Raw genomic sequence first — 19,866 nt, forward strand, 5'->3', positions numbered from 1 at the left:
ACTATGGCAACCGATTTTAAGCAAACTGCGATTGGTATTTTAAAAAATGTCGGTGGTGTTACTAATGTTAGTAACATGTCACATTGTGCCACACGCCTAAGGTTAAATTTGCGAGATCGATCTTTGGCCAAAGATGAACAAATTAAGAACTTGCCCGGAGTGATTGATGTCGTATATCAAGCTGGTCAATATCAAATTTTGATCGGAACCGAGGTTCCCAAATTATATTCAGAATTTGAAAAACAAGTTCAACTTCAATCAGGAAATCAGACTGATAATGTGAATAATGATGTAAAAAAAGAAGCTGGCAATCAAGAAAAAGGCAGTATTATATCACGAATCTTTTCGGCCATTTCAGCCATTTTTGCACCATTATTACCAGCTTTGGCAGGTTCGGGAATTTTGCGTGGTTTATTAATTTTATGTACACAACTTGGTTGGATCAAAGAAAAATCCGGAACTTATGTCATTTTATATGCAGCTTCTATGAGTGTATTTTATTTCTTGCCAATTTTGTTAGCGTTTACTTCAGCTAAACGTTTTGGTGCAAGTCCTTATATCTCAGCTTTAATTGGTGCTTCGTTACTTTATCCAGATTTAATTTCGTTAATGGGAAAAACGGGAAACGGATTCATTACACATTTCTTTGGGATACCAGCAGTTTTAATGAATTATAATTCTACAGTTGTACCAATTATTTTAAGTATATGGGCATATTCTTATTTATATAAATGGTTAGATCAGCACATTACAGAAAATTTGAAGTTAGTCTTATTGCCATTAATTTCTCTGCTTGTAATGGTACCGCTAACAATCATTGTGATTGGACCGATTGGTGTTTACAGTGGCAAATTTATTGCTGCACTGGTTAATTGGTTAATCGGCAAGAGTAGCGCTATTGCAGGATTGGTTGTTGGTGGCGGTTGGAGTGTACTTGTAAGTATGGGGATTCATTGGGCTGTTAATCCGATTATGATTAATAATATAGCTAATTATGGATTTGATTATATTTGTCCATGGACGTTTGCCTGCAATTTTGCAGTCATTGGAACTACTATCGGCGTTTGGTTGAAAGCCAAAGATCCGAAGCTACGTGGTTTTGCATTAACTGGATTTATTACCATTGCTTTATCAGCAATTATTGAGCCAACCTTATTTGGTTTATTAGTAAAAAACAGAAAACTGTGGCTTTCGCAAATCATTGGTGGCATGGTCGGAGGTGCATATCTTGGTTTGACGAAAGTAGTTACGAATGCATTTGTGTTTGGTAGTGTAACAACTTGTCCCGCTTTCATTACGAAGCATGCTGGTAATTTTATTAATGCCATTATTGGATTAGGAATTTCCTTTATTGTTTCTGCTATTTTAGGCTATTTGTTTACCCAGCGTACTGAAAAATTGAGTTAAAACTTCAGCATCAATGTTATCATTAATATGTGGTCAGAATTAAATATTAATGTATAACTAGGTGAAATCATAAATGATCCCGTACGAACGACAAAAAGAAATTATTGATTATCTATCCAATAAAGAAATAGTTAAGTTTGATGAATTACAACAAGATTTTTCTAATGTTTCGGGATCTACTCTCCGAAGAGATTTAAAGAAGCTAGAAGTTGATGGTAAAATTAAGCATTTATCAGGCGGAGCTTTTACGATGACATCGCCAACTGGTGAGCTTTCAATTGCAAGAAAAACTTCTTTAAACTCTAAGAAAAAAAAGATAATTGCTCAATTAGCTGCTGAACAAATTTCTGTTGGCGATAGTGTCTATGTTGATTCTGGATCGAATAATGCTCTTTTGTTAAATGAAATTATTGACCAAAAGATAACTATCTATACTACTAATACTAAAGTTTTGAATATTAATAATGAAGTTCAAGCTGATATTATTTTATTAGGCGGTTACTATAATCCAGTTATTTCTTCTTTAAGTGGAAGCTTGACGCGCAATAATTTAAAGAATTTATATTTTGATTGTGCTTTTTTAGGTGCAAATGGAATTGATGAGAACAAGGGTGTAACTACTCCAAACATCAATGAAGCAGAGAAAAAGAGAATTGTAAAGAATAATTCACAGAAAACTTATCTTCTTTGCGACAGTAGTAAATTTCATAGAATATCGACAGTTCACGTTTTCGATCTAGCTGATGTTACATTAATTTCAGACAAAAAGGATCAATCATTAAGTCAATATGTGCCGTTTATTGTTCCTAAAAATTAATATAATAATATTGCTGCTTAACTTCTTGGCGGAGGTTAAGAGATGAATAAAAAAATTGCACCATCTTTAATGTGTACCAATTTAGGTAATGTAGCTCGTGATGTACAAGAATTGGATACTGCTGGTGTTGATTATTATCATATCGACATTATGGACGGTAGTTTTGTCCCCAACTTTACTTTGGGTCCGGACTTTGTACAAGCAGTGCGGCAGTTAACAACTAAACCGCTAGATATTCACACAATGGTCCAACAACCGGAGCGTTTTGTAACTTTATTTCAACAAGCTGGTGCTGATATGATGTCCATCCATGCTGAAGCAACCAATAACTTGCAAGGAACTTTGGTAGCTATCAAAAATGCTGGTATGAAAGCCGGAGTGGCGATTAATCCCGCGACCCCTTTGAATGTGCTAGATTATGTTTTGCCAGTAGTTGACTATGTAGTCTTAATGACTGTGAATCCCGGTTTTGCTGGTCAAAAATTTATTCCTGAAATGTATTCTAAGATTGAACAATTAAAATCGAAAATCCAAGCTGCCAAATTAGATGTTGCCATTGAAGTAGATGGCAATTTAGGCCAACAAACAATACCACGCTGCGTAGCTTCGGGAGCTGATTGGTTTGTTGGCGGAACCAGTTCTATTTACCATTCCGGAAGCTCTTTAACACAAAACGTACACAAAACTCGTGCATGGCTATAACAACAAAAATCTTAAATAGAGTATCTGTAAGCTGTTCTGCGTGTTGCATACGATTCTCTCTTAAGCAGTTTTATCATACTAAAATGATGCTATAATAACTTATATAGAAAGTTCTTAGAAAGAAGACATTAGAATGAATACTTTAATTTCAGTAGCAATTGCGCCTTTGGGCGTTGGTGAGCATTTAAGTGGTTACGTTGATGATATTATCGGTGTGATTGAAGCTTCTGGTTTGACGTATAAAACAACAGCAATGGGTACCGAGATTGAAGGCGAATGGTCCGAAGTGATGGCTACTGTACAAAAGGCAGTCCAAACCTTAACTGATCAGGGAATTAGAGCTTATGTTTCGCTAAATGCTGATATTCGACCAGGTCATACGGACACAATTGAAACGAAACTACAGAAAATTCATCATAAATTGGAAGGTTAATTGAATACAGAAGTGTCTGTTTGATTCTGAGATAAAGATTTTTAAGTAGGACTGATTAATTTAGATATGGGTAAGCTCGTATACTAATTAATCAGTCCTTTTATATTAGATCCAGAATGAGGTATTAGCCCGTCTTATTTTAAAGCTACCTATAAAGAGAAAAGATTCAAGTAAATTTTTATCCCATACTTAATTTATTTCTGAAGAAAGTTAATATACAATAACCGTTATTATTAAAAATGAGTTAAATGTGATGATTTTACAAAATTTAATGTATACGCATAGAGGGTGTTTGTATGGATATTAAGATTTTGAAGAAATTAAATGTTGAGCAAATCAATGCAGTAAAGCAATTGTTACAGAAGGTTCATCAATATGATCATACTTTTCGTGATCCTTATCTGAGTAATCAATTTAATTTTTTTCCGGATATGCCAACTTTTTTATTGGCTTATCAAAAGCAAAAATTGGTTGGTATGGTTATGATCTATGCGGATGAAAAACCAAGTAACGGTATAGTAGATCTTTATATTAATGTTTTACCTGATGCGCGGAAACAAGGGGTGGCAACAAAATTATTGTCCTATGTTAAGAAAATTTTGCATAATTATAATTACACTAAATGGGAATATATTTCGGAACAAAACTTTTTAAAAAATTATCCTGAATTTTTGACACACAACCAATTATCTATTTCTAATACGGAATATCAATTAAGTTTGGATTTAAAAGAGTTCCACTCGGTAAAGTTTGATGAAAATATTTTTACATCAGAACTAACTGATGCGGAGATATCTACTGTTTCTAAAATGGAAAGCATAGTTTTTGATAATGATTCAACGATTAGTGAAAATTATATTCGCAATAGTTTTTTAGATACCAATATTATCCAATACGTCTTGCATAAAAATAATCAAATTATTGGGTATTGTGCTATTAATTTTGAAACTGAATATTATTTTTTTGATTTATTTATAGCTGCACAATACCAAAAACAAGGATATGGAACTATTTTTATTACTCAGATTTTACAAAAGCTGAAGCAATTAGGTAATAAACGGTGTGTTATTGGCGTAATGGGTGATAATTTACCGGCATTGCAGCTTTATAAGAATGCCGGGTTTATCCAAGATACTAAAATACTATATTTGACAGACCTAATTGTTTAAAATAATCGGCAATACAATTTTTTAGGACAGCCCAGCATAAGTTAAAAAGCTTAATTTTAATTGCTATGAGTTCAATGATTTAAAACCAAACTAAAAAGGAAACGCTTCGTCATTATTAAACGAAGGTTTCCTTTTTGGGTTTTAACTTATCCAGGCTGTTGTTCGATGACCTGGACTAAGTTGGCTAAATTAGTTTGAAAAGCATGTTTGGCAACTGGCGTTAATAACTTTATAGGTAAGTGCTTAGTTGCTTGGGGGTCAACACTTAGTTCTTCTTGAATTAGTACTTGCTTGTTTTGTTCTGTTAAGTTAAAGATTAATTGATAGGCTAAACGCCCTTGACTGCTGAGATACTTCACTTGTGCTGGAGTAACCATCACTTGAATGGTTTCTTGATCATTTAAAGCGTAATCGGCGCGCTTGATTTGAAAGCGATCGGACGCTTCTCCCATTTGGACAGTATCAATTTCTGGCACCCACTGTAATAACTCTTGGGGATGATCCAAAATATGATGCACACTTGCTAAGTTGGCTTGAGCTAAAGCCATGTTTGAAAATAATACTTGGTTCATAATAATTTCCTCCTTGTGATGCTTTCAGTATAGGAGAAATCAATTTTTGACAAAAATAATAATACTAATAAAAACTAATTAGTTCTTATCTCAGAATCTTAATTGACATGGTGTAAATCTTCAGGGAACCATTCCGCCAAAATATTTTGGCGTAAACGAGCTTCTTGAGCTTGATTTTTTTGCTCTAAATGTTCCGCACTCTGAGCTAGTAAATAATAACAATTTAGCAACATATAATGAGAGTTATTCTGAGTAATAAAGGCAATGGCCTGGGTCAATTGCTGACTAGCTTTGACGTAATCAGCTTGATTATAAGTCATTAAAGCCGTCAAATAACCAATAATGTTCAAATTCTCTTCATAAGGAGCAGCGCCAAAATTTTGCCAGGCTAATTTTTGATAGTTTTTCATTAGCTGCCAGTTGTATTTGCATGAGTAGGTATAAGCTAAAGCTATGTGACATAAGCGAGTCAAAGTGGTGGGGTTAGTGGTAGGCTGCAATTCAGCCAGGGCTAATTTTAAGCTTTGTAAGCCTTCGTCAAGTTGTTGGGTATTGACTTGAGCAACACCTAGATAATAGTAATATGACTGTTCTTGTAAGATAGTACCAACTTGATTAATAGTTGTGGACTTGGTTAAGAAGTTAGCTAATTCTTGATATTTATGTTGATTACATAATTGTTCCAAAGTTTGATTGAGCCGTTGATCGGCACTAATGCCGTAAGAGGTTGATTTGTAGCCGGTCACATAAAGCGAAGAGTAATTGGGCGTTAGGAGTATAACGATCATGCTCAATGGCTGAGAGCATTGGTTGACTACAGATATTGAGGCAAGCTTGTTTTTGTGAGAGGTGAGCTGTTTGGCGGGCAGCTTTGATTAATGGTCCTAAGGAATTTTCCATAGTAAAAAGCCTTTCGTAAAAGTAAAGTTGTTATTTGACATTATTGTTAATAGTGGCTGCACGTAAGCTTTTCTTGTTTGAAACACAAAAAAAGCAGCAAAATCTTAATTGAAAGACTGCAGCTTCTTTGGTAGATTCGAGAGTCAAAATATAAGATTGATGATGATTATCAGAACTATTTGCCATTCCAGCGTTGGGAGAATTCGTTTGGAATGCCCAAGGCATCTAAAACTTTCATTGATTGATGGTCGAGCAGATCTTGGATTGATGAAGGGTGTGTATAAAATGCAGGGATAGGAGGAATGATCTGTACTCCTAGTTGGGATAGTTTAGTTAAATTTTCTAAGTGGATGGTACTTAACGGCGATTCACGAGGAACGACAATCAACTTACGTTGTTCTTTTAACATGACGTCGGCGGCGCGTCCAATCAAATTGTCTGAAAAGCCGTGTGCAATTCCGGCCACGGTTTTCATGCTAGCTGGTACAATGACCATACCATCAACTAAAAAGGACCCACTAGCAATTTTTGCTCCTTGGTTACGATTATCATAGACATAATCGGCTAAGGAAGTGACATCATTGAGCTGGTAATCAGTGTCTAAGGCTAAATTTTGTTTGGCCCATTTGCTCATGACTAAGTGCGTTTCAACGTCAGTAATTTGCTGGAGCTTTTGTAAAAGGTCGATTGCATAAATTGTCCCCGAAGCTCCAGTTACTCCAATAACGATTCTTTTCATTAGGTATTTACTCCAAATATTTTTTCCAGTCAGGAACTTTCATGAATTGTGCTCTTTGAAATTGTTTTTTCATATCAAACGGAACAGTACCATCAACGACCAATTTAGAGCTCATTCCGCGAAAACGAATTGACTGGGGATCATATTCTGGCCGTTCAGAAGGGTCTAATGGATGGTTCCGCATTCCTGGTAATATCATCAGATCTTTATCAGCTTGAAATCTGGTGTTAATTGTCCAAACAACGTCGTTCATATCAAAAATATCCACATCTTCATCAACTAAAAAGACGGTCTTTAACTCTTTAAACGCTGAAAAGGCTAATAAAGCTGCTTGTCGTTGTATTCCTTCGTCCGCTTCATTATCCTTGTGAATTTGCATAATTGTCATTAGCTTGCCACCGCCTGCCGGGGGATTGTAAACATTGAGTACTTTGCCCGGAATGGCTTTATTCACTAATTGCAAGATGCTAGCTTCGGTGGGGATTCCCGCCATGCTAACATGTTCCTCACTGGGGCCAATGACACTTTGCATGATTGGATTTTGACGATGAGTCACGGCAGTTACTTTAATTACTTGCACTGCGGGATTAGCATCGCCGTCGTAACCTGGAAATTCAGGCATAGCCTTACCAGTGAGGGTATTAATATCTTCTTGAATCCGTTGATTAGGCATGATATATCCTTCTAGGGTATACTCGGATCTAGCGATGGCCTTTTCATCCACGGAAACGCCATTAACTAATTCGACTGGTTGTTGGCGAATGGCACCGGCCACACTTAATTCATTGTAGCCTAAGGGGGTTGTTGGTGGTTCAAAAGTAGTACCAATCGTGACTGCTGGATCAAGTCCAATGTTAATCGTAACTGGCATGGGCTGATTTGCTTGTTCATATTCTTGGGCAAAGGCCCCAATGTGGCGACCACCAGGCATAATATAAATTCCTAGTGTATCTTTACCTTCGATACACATCCGGTGGATGGTCACATCAGACATACTTTTTTGCATGTTAGAACCCAAAACGACCCCAACGGTAATATATGGGCCAGCATCTTGTGGAGTATTGGTGGGGGCAGCCACTAATTTGCGAATATCAAAATCCTTATCGGTTGCGCGATGGATAACTTCATGAGCAGGAGCGTCTTTTTCAGCTACGACTACAGGGGCAATTGGCTGTGAAACAGCTTCATTGAACATTTTACCTAGCGTCTTGTAGTCATGGTGTAAAATTTTACCGACCCTTTTGCGACTCGCCATCAAACCAATTAAGACACGGGTATCGGGAAAACCAGTCACATTGTTAAACATCATGGCTGGTCCTTCTTGCGTAGGCCGCTCAACTGTACCGCCGGCACCAATATAGCGATAAACACCGGCTAATTCCGCATTTAGATCAACCGCAACATCAGTTTCATGATAATTTTGCGGATCATCGTGAATCTCGGAGAGAACCTTGCGTAGATCCCATTTTTCTTTAGTCATGTATCATCAACTCCTAGGGAATAATTTATGATTAATAAAGTTTGCACTTGCTGTTAGTTCATAGTAGTGATTTCGTGTCAAGTTTTAATTGTTTCAAATATGACCTGATCTTCACAGTTATTATAATAATTATGGTCAGTAGAGATCAATTTGAACTCGATGATTTTACCGTGCTAGAATAGCATAACATAATTAAACTTGGCTTGACGCTCAGTTATGATTTTTTGACAAAGAGCGCAGTGATAAAATTCAATGACTTGGGTAGGAGAATGAAAATGACTAAAAAATATACTTCTGTAGTTACACGGTTAGACTTTTCGTTGCAAATTGAAGCAAAATTTATCGGTAAGGATCTCTTGGTTAATTTAACTGGTGGCGATCATCCACATATTGGAGCACTGACCATGATTGACCAAACGGGAAAAATAACGAACCAAGCGTTTCCTAGTCATGATGGACGAGTACATAAAGATGGTGTCCTTGCGCGGCAAATTATTCATATTATCAAGGCCAGTTTACCGGGAGTTGGCGTTGTTTCGGCGGGCGTGCATGTTAATCACATTAGTCAAGCTCAGTTACAAGCAACCGGGCCTATGACCGTTGAATTAGGACAACGGTTAAAGAAATGGTTGGATAATACAAATCTGAACGTCACTGAACCACAATATTACGGAAGAGATGAACGTCCTCAATAATGGCGGAGGAGTCAACATTTGAAAAAATAATTTTTTGATTGGCAATAATTTATCGATGATATACTTAAACTATTGATGCTGATAGATCTTGTTGAAAGGAAAGTCATTCTATGAATTATACAGACAAAATATTATTAATAATTTTATGGATTATCACTATTGGTTTATTTGTAATGTATATTAAGGGTATATAATATAAAAAGTAAGCTGTCACAAAATTTTTGATTGTAGGTTCAAAGCATGCAATTTTTAATACAAAAAAGTACCTCTTGGGGTAAAAACAATTATTTCATTATCAAAACTAAAACTGACCAGCTGTTGGTAATTGACCCGCCAGCTGATATTGAACAAAGTTATCCGCTCTTACAGCAAAATACTAGTCAAACTTTGACTATTTTTTTAACCCATCGGCATCACGATCACGTGGAAGGATTGCCTTTTTTACAACAACATTTTAACTGTCACTTGTATGTTGCTAAGCTAGAATGGCAGCAATGGCTTAAAGAAGGACGCCAGCCAACGATTGCAGTGACGACATTTGAGAATGAACAAAGTTATCAGTTTGCTGACGTACAGATTAAGTGTTTGTTAACTCCGGGGCATACGGTAGGTTCCAGTTGTTTTGTGATTAATGACCAGTATTTGTTGACGGGAGATACGTTATTTGTGGAAGGCTGTGGCTTGTGTGGTGACTATGATCAAGCTAATCAGGAAATGTTTGCTTCTTTGCAGCGCATCAAGGCTTTAGCTCCGGATTTATTAGTTTATCCGGGCCATACTTATCGGCGTCAGCCTGGCTGTAGTTTACAGTATATTAAGGAACGCAATATTTATTTACGATTTAAAACTTTAGCGCAGTTTATTAATTTTCGAGAACGTCCTAATCAAAAGCATTTGTTAAAATTTAAGTAACATACTTGTTAAAAAGTAAGTAGGATCCTGGAATAATAAGCAATAGATTTTTAGATTCTGATGTTTGAAAAGAGCAAGCTAGTTTTTTTATAAATTAATCAAAGAGGCGAGCAGTGTGAAAGTTTTGGTAAGTGATTTAGACGGGACGTTGTTTAATGCGCAGGGGCAAATTTCACAGCCCAATGTTGTAGCTTTACATAAGTGGTTGGAGCAGAATTTATTAGTGATTGCTTCGGGCAGATTTGTGACGAATATCAGACAAATGTTACGTCAGTATCAGTTGCGTGGCCCGATTATCGCACTGAATGGTGCATTGGTGGTTGACCAAAACGATCAAGTCATTGCTAGTCATGAATTACCAATGACAGCGGCGTTAGAGAAAACCATCGCTTTGTGTGAACAGCAGCAATTAATTTATACACTTTATAATCCTCAAGGTGCTTATACGCGGCGTTATCCGGAAACTAATGCTAGTTTATGGAAGATAGCACAAGCACGTAGTGCTAGTTTGGATCCGGCTGAGGTACGGCAAGCACAGCAATTTTATAATCATGCCTTTTATCAGGTTAATCAACCGGTTGATGATGTGAATATCATGAAAACAAAACAGCAGCAGATGCTTAAATTTGAAGTTTTTAGTGAACAATCGGCGTTGTTGCAAAAAATTAGAACTATGAATCAAGAATTGAGTGTTGTCTCTTCTTCGTCACGGAATGTAGAGCTGATGGCAGCAAATTGTAGTAAAGGAAAAGCTTTGAAACAATTAAGCCAAGAATTGTCATTGGATTTAACGCGGTGTTATGCCATTGGTGATGGTGAAAATGATCTGGCAATGTTTCAAGTTGCTGGTCAAAGTATTGCGATGGCCAATGCTGCGGCAGCTATTAAAAAGCAAGCCGATTTTGTAACTACGACGAACGTTGCTGACGGAGTAGCGGCGGCCATTGAACAAATTTTAAAGGCATAATTAAAAAATAGCTTGTTAGCTTATAACGATAAATTATGATAATCATCTTTAACAGGTAGCTAATTGGCATAAAGATAAAAAACTAGGACAATAAGAATAATGTGCGTATTCTAGCGCAAATTAAACGATTTTTGTTCTAGCTTTATGAGAAGTAATATCATAGGAATAATTTAGGCAACTTTTGGTTAGTTTTATTGGGTAGGATAATCGTCATCAATTTTACATTTATTTGTTAGATACATGACATGAAACAATTATTTTCTGTCAGGATTTTATTCGCTAATAATAGTTTTTAGTAGTTTAAATTGATTGAGTTCATACTCAAAAGGTAATTATCATTTGAGTACAACAAGAAAGGCAGGCAAGAAAAACATGGTAGTTAAAGAAAAGAAACGGATTCAAGTTCAGATTGATAAGGATTTGGCTGATAATACTGAAGCAGTCTTAGATGAGCAATGGTCATTGAAGAAATTATAAAGGCTTAATCAAATAATTAAACTTTAGCTTTCAAGATCGAAGTTAATGCAATTTATTTAGATTAAACTAGATACTAAAGTTTGAATAGGTAAACAAGAATTGAATTTCATATAATAAATTATTTATGTGTTTAAAATCAAATTACTGTTTTCTGAAATCTATTAGTTGAGTAAGAAAGTGTAATATTTATGAAAAAGTTTTTAAAAACTATGTCTAGTTCTTTGGAAGAGGTCACTATGTTATTTGTTCTAAAAAATAATATTCAAATTGATGTCAATAAATATCCTGATCTCAATGATTTAGGATATTGGGTGCCAATCAAGATTGAATCTAGATTGCTTTTAAGAACTAAATTACCACAACCGACTGTAGTTAACAGATTTGAGCAGATAACCAAGTTATCCGCTGAAGATTTTGACATGGGAGTGGTATCTAGTATCAATGATGTCTGGTAAATCATTTATAGTATTCAATAATAAATAAAGCAGGCGATAACCTTGTTAGAGGATATCACCTGCTTTTTACTTATATGATAATAAATAAAATAAATGACTCTTTTTATTCATTATCAATACTGAACAACAATTGCTTCATCAGTGACGTGTCTTGCTCGCAAATCTAAGGCTATTGTTTGATCTAATAATACTTTTCCAGATATTGTTTGCTTGCAGTTAGTCGATGATACATTGGAAAAGCACGTGCGATACTGCTGATTGGGGCCACAATCGTCATATTACTTGTTTGATAAACTAGATCATTACTTAGAGCAATGGCTGGCCGTTTATTCATCTGTTCATGACCAAGGCTTGGATTAAAGTTAACATAAAATATATCGCCTTGGCTTACCATTGAAGTTCATGGCCCTCTGACTTTCCTCAATCAAGTTCGTGCTCCCGCTTCCCATCATCTTGCCAGTCCTTGAATAGTTCGTGAATATTAGTTGGCTTCTTTTTTATTGGGGTTAAAACAATGGATCCATTTTCAATTGTTACAGTCAAGTCTTGATTATCATCTAATTTTAATTGTTTAATAATCTGGTTAGGAATTCTAATAGCTTGAGAGTTCCCCCACTTTTCTAATCGTGTTTTTTCCTTAATAAGTACCATATTTTTTCCTCCTGAATTATTATTACGAGTTTAATGTATTCTGTGTAGATACGAAATTCAACTATTCTTCCTTAATGATGGATTATAGGGATGGTAGTACTTAATTAGCTCTCTAATTACATTTCCGACTACCTAGAAGAATAGCGATTAAACCATAAATTCCAAAGCTGAAGTAGCTAAAAGTTAGACTCCAGTTACTTAGCGTGGGAAAAAGTAAACTCGTCATTGGTGGGGCTAAAACTAAAAGTGAATTAGCAATAGTGACGATGCCCCCTAAACGAGCAGCTGGAAAGACGCGAATTACTTGGGCAGAAAAACGTGGTGAAATTAAGCCCAATAAAAAGGCAACACCGGCCACACTCCAGAAAATTAGATAGATGTTATTCAGCAATAAACCTACTGCGGTTAAACTCAGCCAACAATCGGCGCTGATAGCTAATTTTTTAATGGCAGTGTTGGTTAGTATTTTATTACTTTGACTGTTACCTAGAATCATCATACAAGTGGTTAGTCCAGATAGTAAAGCAATTTTGATCGAACGTGGCACTAATAAAAGATTGTGGTTGTGTTTGAGAAATAAGACGAAAATGGGGGTTAATCCACCAAAGAAGCCATTCAGCAAAGCCAATTGACCTAAAGTGTTCCATAAATGCGGTTGGCTCTTTAATAATTTAAAATTTTGCAAAGTAGTTATCCAAGTTGAAGTTTGTCTATTTTTAGGTATTTGGCGTTCGGTTGCCTTTAAAGTTGGTTGCAAAATTTGATAACCTAGACTAACTACTAAAAAGATTCCCGCATTAAAGAGCGCTATTAACTTAGGAGGCCACCAAATTAGTAAGACTGAACCTAAAAGTGTTGCAAGTACACTAACTAATTGGTTGGTCAAACTGACTAGTCCTTGAGCCTGTTCTAAATCTGGTGAACGCACTAAACTTTTCGTGAACGGGATGACTAATGAAGCTGAGTAGTTACCCAATAAATCAGAGCAGAAGTTCAAACTAGCCATCATGATTAATAGCATTAAGGTGGCATGTCGACTGACTAAAATAGCGATTAAGCTATAAAAAAAGGCGCGCAAGAGGGAACTATGACTCAGTAAACGTAATTTATTGGCCTGTTGATCAGCTAAACTGCCTAAAAAGAAGCTAAAAACAATTGGTAAGGTCTCACTGACAGAGACGATAGTAACAGCGATTTGATTTTGTGGTAGGGTTGCGGCAATTGTTAGCATCGCCGTGTAAAACAAACGATCTCCTAATTTGGAAAGCAAATTGATGCCCGCAATTTGTGTAAAGTTAATGTTTTGTCGAATAAACTTAAGCATGTTTCAACCAATCCTTTAGTTTTGATAAAGTTATTATTCAATGCTTAAATAGACTTAACTTGAAAAAGTTAACTTTTCTTAACTAGGTGGTGTTGAAATGTATGGTCCAACAATAAAAAAAATTCGTTTGGCAAAAGACTTGGCGCTCAAAAGCGTTTATTTAGGAATTTGTTCCAAGCCGAACGCAATTCAATTTGAAAAAGGGCTGCGGATGATAGCTGCGGATAAATTTAACCAAATTTTAGATAACTTAATGATTAGTTTGGAAGAATTTCAATGGATTGATCAGGGTTATCGGCCACAAAGAGCTGCTTATTATCAATTTCTAGCAACGCGAGCATTTAACAATGGTGATGTCCAAGATTTTGCGCGCACTATACAAAGCTTAGAGAACAATCCCGGTAAAATGCAACGCATTCAATTAGCGAGTTATCGTTTATTAAATTGCTATCAACAAAAGCAGCCTTTGCCGCAAGCAGAGTTACAGTTAGTTACCAATTATTTTGCTAATTTGGCGACTTGGACTTTAGCGGATGTTAAATTTTTTGCGAATAATTGTTATATTTTGCCGTATCGTTTGATGATTAATTTATTGACTGAAGCCCTCAAAGTGCAACAACGTTACCAGCATTATCCACATGGTGATGAAATTTTTGCTACATTATTATTAAATTGTGCCGATCGGATGGATGATTGAACACTGTGACTTTGATCAGGCAAAACAAATTTTACAATTGAGTTCAGAGCTAGTAGTAGGTATTACCCTGAATGGATTTCATTTGTTGCAAAAATATGAGTTAGCTAAAATTTTATTCTTGAAAGAAGATCCGCTTCAGGGTAAGCAGCAGTTATTACAAATTAAAACCATTGCAGAATTTTTAAATGATCAATCTTTAGCTGCAGAAATTAATAAATTAATTAAAACCAATTAAATTTATTTTGATTAGCTAATTTAGATACAAATATATCTAAAAACATTATCCAATTGTTGGTTTTATATTAATTGTATGCTCTGTTATCTATTTTTTGCTTGGCATAATACTACTGCTTTACTATGTTTGATGGATATGTTATTTTACTATCAAATTAATATATTGCCATTAAAATTAAAAATTATTATATATAAATATAATATATTAATTTCGAAATAATATAGAATATGGAGAAATTAATGGTTAAAATTGACATGAATAAGTTAGAAGAAAATAACTATCACTTACAACAACAAGTTCAAACTTTAAAAAGTGCGTTACAAGATACCAGTGTCAAGATGAAAGCTGTGCCGAATTCTGAAGGCTTCAGCGGGAAAACGCAACAACAAATGGCTGAGTATGTCGAAGCAGCGCATGGTCGTGAACCGCAACAATTAACAAGTGAGTTAGATCAATTAGCGCAAGGCATGGAACGCTTAATTAATGACTTTAAGGCGGATGTTGATAGTAGTAGCCAAGCTAAAATTGACACCGATAATTTAGATGATCTGGAAAAAATTCTGATTAAGACCAAAGAATTAAATGGTAGAACGATGGCCCGACTGAACAAAGCCTACCAATTAGCGCTTGAAGCTGGCGCGGATTGTCAATTAATCAATGATCAAGCCGATGGAGCATTGGGCAAAACGATCCAATTGGTGCAACAAACGAAGCGCAAAGTATTAAATTATAATAATCGCACCCTACCGTTAGCGTTAAAAGATTTAAGTCATAATCTGGTACATGTTAAAAGTAATTTGGCAGTGACGGTGGGAATTAAAGGTCAAGGTAAAGATCACTTTCAGATGGCGGCTTTTTTAACAGAGTTAGGACACGATGGTTGGAATAATGCGGCCTTAACTAGTTATGAACGCTTTTTGAATGACAGTATCAAGGACTTAAAAGGAAATAAATTATCAAAACAATTAAATCATTTATTTAAGCAGGCGCGCCAAGTGGGTTCTGCCGGTTTTAATGCATTATTTCGACCGTATGCGCAAACCGGAGTTAGTCAAAAAGCGGCCAGTTCAGCGTTAACGATTATACTGAAGTACTTAGGGGCGACTGTAGAAAAGGGTTATTTGAAGTTAACAAATGGTTTTCCCGTCTTAAATCCGTTTGACAATGAATTGTTACAAACGTTGTTGCCCAAAGTTGTGCAGACTGCTTTTCCATTTACTAAGGGAACAAAAGGTGGTTTAGCCAACGCCAGTGGTACGTTAGCTACCGAGATTCACCAATTGCGCTATTACATTTCGGACTCCAACGCTAAATATGTCGAACAAGTAGCTAAGAAGTTGCACGTCACTCCTGGCGAATATTTAGATGATTTGAGTCAAACCGGGCAGTTTAAAGTCGGCAGTGAAAGTGCAAGGGCGCATAATAAAAAGTATGTTGGTAAGACAGGTGATAAAAAACAGTATGGTTTGAATTACATGCACAATTATAAATTGCTTTCTAATTTTCATGTGGAATTCATTATTGATAATAAAACGGGGCAATTGTTACATGTTGATCCGGCAATGACCATTGGTAAGAGTGGGCAAAATTTATCGGAATGGCCAACCGATGATTTAGCGGGATTTGTGAATGGACCATCGTATAATTACGCCAATCAAAATGATATGAACTTACCCAATGTAGATAGTTCACACTTTAATTATGATTACTCTTATGGAAACATGGATATGCCTAATCGCAATGAAATGTTAAAAAATAAAGACAAGAACAGAATTTTATATACAACTCCTAACAAAGAAGGAAAAAATAAATATCAGCCTGTGGACAGCTATTCGGATTATCATCGCAAAAAGCGAGGTAAATAAGATGAAAAAAATATATAAAAGTTTTCTGTTGGCGATGATAGCAGGATTAAGTATTTTCACCATGGGACTAAGTAGTAATCCGCCTAGTAGAGCGGAAATGGCACCAAAATATCAAAAGATGAGTGCGAAAAAACTGCAAGCGCGCAAAGATGAGGGGGCTGTTTTAACACCTAAGATTAAAGCTAAAACGGCTAAAAATTTAATAGGAAAATCTTTTTCCTTTACCTCTCCTTTAGATGGTGAATACTTTTTAAAATTAAAACCAGATCAAACCTTTGTCTTAGTGTACAACGATGCTTTTAAAGATCGTACACCTCAAGAAGGAGGAGACGATTATTTTATCATTAAAACGTTTTCGGGAAGCTATAATATATCTAAAAAACAAATTAATTTATTTATTCAAGATTATTTTTCGACTTATAAGGATGTAGATGAATCAACTCCTTTGAAGCGTATTAATAGTTGGTCTATAATTCCAGAATCTTTAGATCTGAATTCAACGTTATATAATCAATTACCAACAGACATACAACAAAAGATTTCACCTGATCAAATTGATCATGATTATCCATCTATTGAATCGTTGAAAAAAGAATATTCAAAGAAATACATTAAGCAAATAGGTGATATGGGAGATTATGTAATTAAAAAAGATGGAAGAAATTGGCAATTTCTAAAGTCGATGATTGGCGAAAGAAAGCATGTTAAAGGATCTAAAAGATATTATAATTCTCCTGATAAATATGGTTATCTTCACAAGTATGATCATGTTTATCCAATACCCGATTCAGTTTCAGAAGATTTAATCAACAAGTTTCGAGCCAACGGTAGTTATTAATGAGTGTAAACGTAGGTGCTACCGTGGAAAATGGTTATCTGAAGTTAACAAATGGCTTTCCCGTCTTAAATCTGTTTGACAATGAATTGTTACATGTTGATCCGGCAACCACGATTGGCAAGAGTGGGCGAAATTTAGCTGAATGGCAAACCGATGATCTAGCGGGTTTTGTGAATGGACCGTCATATAATTACGCCAATCAAAATGATATGAACTTATCCAATGTAGATAGTTCACACTATAACTATGATTACTCTTATGGAAATATGGATATGCCCAATCGGAATGATATGTTGAAAGATAAAAGTAAAAATAAAGGTTATGAAAGCAGTTTATATATTACTCCTGACAAAGAAGGCAAAAATAAATATCAGCCTGTAGAAAGTTATTCGGATTATCCTCGCAAAAATCAAGGTAAATAAGACGATGGAAAAAATTTATAAAAGCTTTCTATTGGCGATGGTAGCGGGATTAAGTATTTTCACTCTGGGAATGAGCAGTAATCCGCCTAGCAGGTCGGAAATGGCACCAAAATATCAAAAGATGAGTGCTAAAAAACTGCAAGCCCGCAAAGATGAGGGGGCCGCTTTAACACCCAAAATTAAAGCTAAAACGGTTAAAGATTTGATAGGACAAACTTTTTCCTTTAATTCTTCAGAATTTGAGTATTTTCCGAGAAATGGTAGTGGCGAATACTTTTTAAAATTAAAACCTGATCAAACATTTGTCTTAATACACAATAATGCCTTTAAAGTTCGTACACCTCAAGAAGGAGGGGATGATCGAATGAGTATAGAAATAGATGCCGGAAATTATAAAATAACTAAAAATAAGATTAAGTTATTTATTAGTGAATATTTTTTTAACAGTAAAGATGAAAATGAGTTAAAACCATGGAAAAGAATAAACACATGGCCATTCATACCCAGCCAGTGTGGCTTCAATCAAGCATTATATAATCAATTACCAACAGACATACAACAAAAGATTTCACCTGATCAAATTCAGCAATTATACAATTCATATGAATATTATCGAAGTGTCTATTCTAAAGGATATGCTAAAAGGTTAGCAAATGCTGGTAGTTATGTATTGATAAAGAAGGGAAATACTTGGCAAGTTCAGAAGCCCATGATTGGAGAAAGGAAGCATGTTAAGGGATCTAAAAGGTATTACAATAATCCTTATAAATATGGCTACCTTCACAAGTATGATCATGTTTATCCAATTCCGGATTCGGTTTCAGAAGATTTAATTAATAAATTCAAGGAAAGTGGTAGTTATTAATAAAGGTAAACGTAGGTTCTATCATAGAAAATGGTTATTTGAAGTTAACAAATGGCTTTCCCGTCTTAAATCTGTTTGACAATGAATTGTTACATGTTGATCCGGCAACGACCATTGGTAAGAGTGGACAAAATTTAGCTGAATGGCAAACGAATGATTTAGCGGGCTTTGTGAATGGTCCATCGTATAATTATGCTGATCAAAATGATATGAACTTATCCAATGAAAATAGCTCACACTTTAATTATGACTACTCTTATGGAAATATGGATATGCCTAATCGTAATAGTATGTTAAAAAATAAAAATCCTAAATATAATTTATATTTAACTCCTGACAAAGAAGGTAAAAATAAATATCAACCTGTAGACAGCTATTTTGATTATCATCGCAAAAATCAAGGTAAATAAGATGAAAAAAATATATAAAAGTTTTCTTTTGGCGATGATAGCAGGATTAAGTATTTTCACCATGGGCATGAGCAATAATCCACCTAGTAGAGCGGAAATGACACCGAAATATCAAAAAATGAGTGCGAAGAAACTGCAAGCGCTCAAAAATCAAGGTGAGGTTTTAACGCCAGCAATTAAAATTAAAACTACTAAAGATTTAATCGGTAAATCTTTTTCCTTTACCTCTCCTTTAGATGGCGAATATTTTTTAAAATTAAAATCTGATCAAACCTTTGTCTTGGTATACAACGATGCTTTTAAAGTTCGTACACCTCAAGAAGGAGGAGATGATTATATGATTGTTGAAATAGATGCAGGGAATTATAAAATAACTAAAAATAAGATTAAGTTATTTATTCAAGATTATTTTTCGACTTATAAGGATGTAGATGAATCAACTATTTTGAAACGAATTAATAGTTGGCCTATAATTCCAGAATCTTTAACTCTAAATTCCACATTATATAATCAATTACCAACAGACATACAACAAAAGATTTCACCTGATCAAATTGAAAATAATTATCCATCAAAAAATAAAGTAAAAAAAGAATTTCCAAAAAAATATTCTGACTTTTTGATTGGTTCGGGTGATTACATTCTGGAAAAAAAGAATCAAAATTGGCGTGTGAAAGAACCTAAAATTCTTCTAGGAGAAGGCAAACAAAAATATAAGACAGATTTTAATTATGACGGTTATCTTCACAAGTATGATCATGTTTACCCTATTCCAGATTCAGTATCAGAAGATTTAATCAACAAGTTTCGAGTCAGCGGTAGTTATTAAAAAGA

At 35.1% G+C, this 19,866-nt stretch carries 25 protein-coding genes and 1 pseudogene; 18 read left to right on the plus strand and 8 right to left on the minus strand.

Annotation, left to right across the window (positions count from 1 at the left end):
* Positions 1 to 3 precede the first annotated feature (3 nt).
* The 5 genes from AC3B6B_RS07230 (at position 4) to AC3B6B_RS07250 (ending at position 4,528) form a co-directional block, all read left to right on the plus strand.
* On the plus strand, positions 4 to 1,407 hold the full coding sequence (locus AC3B6B_RS07230; protein ID WP_489758020.1) for a PTS transporter subunit EIIC: 1,404 nt from the start codon (positions 4 to 6) through the stop codon (positions 1,405 to 1,407).
* A 73-nt stretch (positions 1,408 to 1,480) separates the two neighbouring features.
* Positions 1,481 to 2,224 carry a DeoR/GlpR family DNA-binding transcription regulator gene (locus AC3B6B_RS07235; protein ID WP_489758021.1) on the plus strand — a complete coding sequence of 248 codons (744 nt, stop codon included), beginning with the start codon at positions 1,481 to 1,483 and terminating at the stop codon, positions 2,222 to 2,224.
* A gap of 42 nt (positions 2,225 to 2,266) precedes the next feature.
* A complete protein-coding gene (gene rpe / locus AC3B6B_RS07240) occupies positions 2,267 to 2,926 on the plus strand; it encodes a ribulose-phosphate 3-epimerase (protein ID WP_489758022.1) in 660 nt (219 codons plus the stop codon).
* Positions 2,927 to 3,059: 133 nt separating this feature from the next.
* Entirely contained in the window at positions 3,060 to 3,359 is a 300-nt protein-coding gene (locus tag AC3B6B_RS07245; RefSeq protein WP_489758023.1) for an MTH1187 family thiamine-binding protein, read from the plus strand.
* A 296-nt stretch (positions 3,360 to 3,655) separates the two neighbouring features.
* Positions 3,656 to 4,528, plus strand: coding sequence for a GNAT family N-acetyltransferase (locus AC3B6B_RS07250; RefSeq protein ID WP_489758024.1), 873 nt, complete (start codon positions 3,656 to 3,658; stop codon positions 4,526 to 4,528).
* 146 nt (positions 4,529 to 4,674) lie between these two features.
* On the opposite strand, the gene AC3B6B_RS07255 is transcribed toward AC3B6B_RS07250, so the two are convergent.
* From AC3B6B_RS07255 to AC3B6B_RS07275, 5 genes are all read right to left on the minus strand, one after another.
* Positions 4,675 to 5,100, minus strand: coding sequence for an SRPBCC family protein (locus AC3B6B_RS07255; RefSeq protein WP_489758025.1), 426 nt, complete (start codon positions 5,098 to 5,100; stop codon positions 4,675 to 4,677).
* Between the two features lie 98 nt (positions 5,101 to 5,198).
* Positions 5,199 to 5,846 carry an XRE family transcriptional regulator gene (locus AC3B6B_RS07260; protein ID WP_489758026.1) on the minus strand — a complete coding sequence of 216 codons (648 nt, stop codon included), beginning with the start codon at positions 5,844 to 5,846 and terminating at the stop codon, positions 5,199 to 5,201.
* Positions 5,812 to 6,000, minus strand: a complete 189-nt coding sequence (locus AC3B6B_RS07265; protein ID WP_489758027.1) for a helix-turn-helix domain-containing protein — start codon at positions 5,998 to 6,000, stop codon at positions 5,812 to 5,814. Before AC3B6B_RS07265 ends, AC3B6B_RS07260 begins: the two co-directional genes overlap by 35 nt.
* A 175-nt stretch (positions 6,001 to 6,175) precedes the next feature.
* A complete protein-coding gene (locus tag AC3B6B_RS07270; RefSeq protein ID WP_489758028.1) occupies positions 6,176 to 6,739 on the minus strand; it encodes a UbiX family flavin prenyltransferase in 564 nt (187 codons plus the stop codon).
* Positions 6,740 to 6,746: 7 nt separating this feature from the next.
* The gene (locus tag AC3B6B_RS07275) at positions 6,747 to 8,219 is read right to left on the minus strand and encodes a UbiD family decarboxylase (protein WP_489758029.1); all 1,473 of its coding nucleotides are present in this window, start codon (positions 8,217 to 8,219) and stop codon (positions 6,747 to 6,749) included.
* Positions 8,220 to 8,494: 275 nt separating this feature from the next.
* On the opposite strand from AC3B6B_RS07275, the gene lpdD reads away from it, so the two are divergent.
* The 5 genes and pseudogenes from lpdD (at position 8,495) to AC3B6B_RS07300 (ending at position 11,725) form a co-directional block, all read left to right on the plus strand.
* On the plus strand, positions 8,495 to 8,914 hold the full coding sequence (gene lpdD / locus AC3B6B_RS07280) for a prenylated flavin chaperone LpdD (RefSeq protein ID WP_489758030.1): 420 nt from the start codon (positions 8,495 to 8,497) through the stop codon (positions 8,912 to 8,914).
* A 240-nt stretch (positions 8,915 to 9,154) separates the two neighbouring features.
* Entirely contained in the window at positions 9,155 to 9,826 is a 672-nt protein-coding gene (locus AC3B6B_RS07285; RefSeq protein WP_489758031.1) for an MBL fold metallo-hydrolase, read from the plus strand.
* A gap of 115 nt (positions 9,827 to 9,941) precedes the next feature.
* Positions 9,942 to 10,793, plus strand: a complete 852-nt coding sequence (locus AC3B6B_RS07290) for a Cof-type HAD-IIB family hydrolase (protein ID WP_489758032.1) — start codon at positions 9,942 to 9,944, stop codon at positions 10,791 to 10,793.
* Positions 10,794 to 11,165: 372 nt separating this feature from the next.
* Positions 11,166 to 11,246 (plus strand): annotated as a pseudogene (locus AC3B6B_RS07295) (type II toxin-antitoxin system RelB/DinJ family antitoxin); the annotation flags it as partial.
* A gap of 260 nt (positions 11,247 to 11,506) precedes the next feature.
* Entirely contained in the window at positions 11,507 to 11,725 is a 219-nt protein-coding gene (locus tag AC3B6B_RS07300; protein WP_489758033.1) for a hypothetical protein, read from the plus strand.
* A gap of 181 nt (positions 11,726 to 11,906) precedes the next feature.
* Here the strand turns inward: AC3B6B_RS07300 and AC3B6B_RS07305 are convergent, their stop codons facing one another.
* The 3 genes from AC3B6B_RS07305 to AC3B6B_RS07315 form a co-directional block, all read right to left on the minus strand.
* Positions 11,907 to 12,059 carry a type II toxin-antitoxin system PemK/MazF family toxin gene (locus tag AC3B6B_RS07305; RefSeq protein WP_489758034.1) on the minus strand — a complete coding sequence of 51 codons (153 nt, stop codon included), beginning with the start codon at positions 12,057 to 12,059 and terminating at the stop codon, positions 11,907 to 11,909.
* Between the two features lie 86 nt (positions 12,060 to 12,145).
* Positions 12,146 to 12,376, minus strand: a complete 231-nt coding sequence (locus tag AC3B6B_RS07310) for an AbrB/MazE/SpoVT family DNA-binding domain-containing protein (protein WP_489758035.1) — start codon at positions 12,374 to 12,376, stop codon at positions 12,146 to 12,148.
* A 112-nt stretch (positions 12,377 to 12,488) separates the two neighbouring features.
* On the minus strand, positions 12,489 to 13,700 hold the full coding sequence (locus AC3B6B_RS07315) for an MFS transporter (protein ID WP_489758036.1): 1,212 nt from the start codon (positions 13,698 to 13,700) through the stop codon (positions 12,489 to 12,491).
* A 97-nt stretch (positions 13,701 to 13,797) separates the two neighbouring features.
* On the opposite strand from AC3B6B_RS07315, the gene AC3B6B_RS07320 reads away from it, so the two are divergent.
* The 8 genes from AC3B6B_RS07320 (at position 13,798) to AC3B6B_RS07355 (ending at position 19,861) form a co-directional block, all read left to right on the plus strand.
* On the plus strand, positions 13,798 to 14,397 hold the full coding sequence (locus tag AC3B6B_RS07320) for an Rgg family transcriptional regulator (RefSeq protein WP_489758037.1): 600 nt from the start codon (positions 13,798 to 13,800) through the stop codon (positions 14,395 to 14,397).
* A gap of 85 nt (positions 14,398 to 14,482) precedes the next feature.
* The gene (locus AC3B6B_RS07325; protein WP_489758038.1) at positions 14,483 to 14,632 is read left to right on the plus strand and encodes a hypothetical protein; all 150 of its coding nucleotides are present in this window, start codon (positions 14,483 to 14,485) and stop codon (positions 14,630 to 14,632) included.
* Positions 14,633 to 14,871: 239 nt separating this feature from the next.
* Entirely contained in the window at positions 14,872 to 16,497 is a 1,626-nt protein-coding gene (locus AC3B6B_RS07330; RefSeq protein ID WP_489758039.1) for a DUF3114 domain-containing protein, read from the plus strand.
* Position 16,498: 1 nt separating this feature from the next.
* On the plus strand, positions 16,499 to 17,335 hold the full coding sequence (locus tag AC3B6B_RS07335) for a hypothetical protein (RefSeq protein ID WP_489758040.1): 837 nt from the start codon (positions 16,499 to 16,501) through the stop codon (positions 17,333 to 17,335).
* Positions 17,335 to 17,757 (plus strand): hypothetical protein, encoded by a 423-nt coding sequence (locus tag AC3B6B_RS07340; RefSeq protein WP_489757671.1) that lies wholly within the window; start codon positions 17,335 to 17,337, stop codon positions 17,755 to 17,757. The genes AC3B6B_RS07335 and AC3B6B_RS07340 overlap by 1 nt, the downstream gene beginning before the upstream one ends.
* A gap of 4 nt (positions 17,758 to 17,761) precedes the next feature.
* Positions 17,762 to 18,622, plus strand: a complete 861-nt coding sequence (locus AC3B6B_RS07345) for a hypothetical protein (protein ID WP_489757672.1) — start codon at positions 17,762 to 17,764, stop codon at positions 18,620 to 18,622.
* 38 nt (positions 18,623 to 18,660) lie between these two features.
* Positions 18,661 to 19,032, plus strand: coding sequence for a hypothetical protein (locus AC3B6B_RS07350; protein ID WP_489757673.1), 372 nt, complete (start codon positions 18,661 to 18,663; stop codon positions 19,030 to 19,032).
* A gap of 1 nt (position 19,033) precedes the next feature.
* Complete coding sequence (locus tag AC3B6B_RS07355; protein ID WP_489757674.1) at positions 19,034 to 19,861, plus strand: hypothetical protein; 828 nt, start codon at positions 19,034 to 19,036, stop codon at positions 19,859 to 19,861.
* Positions 19,862 to 19,866 lie beyond the last annotated feature (5 nt).

It is taken from the genome of Bombilactobacillus sp. ESL1197, from assembly GCF_058107145.1.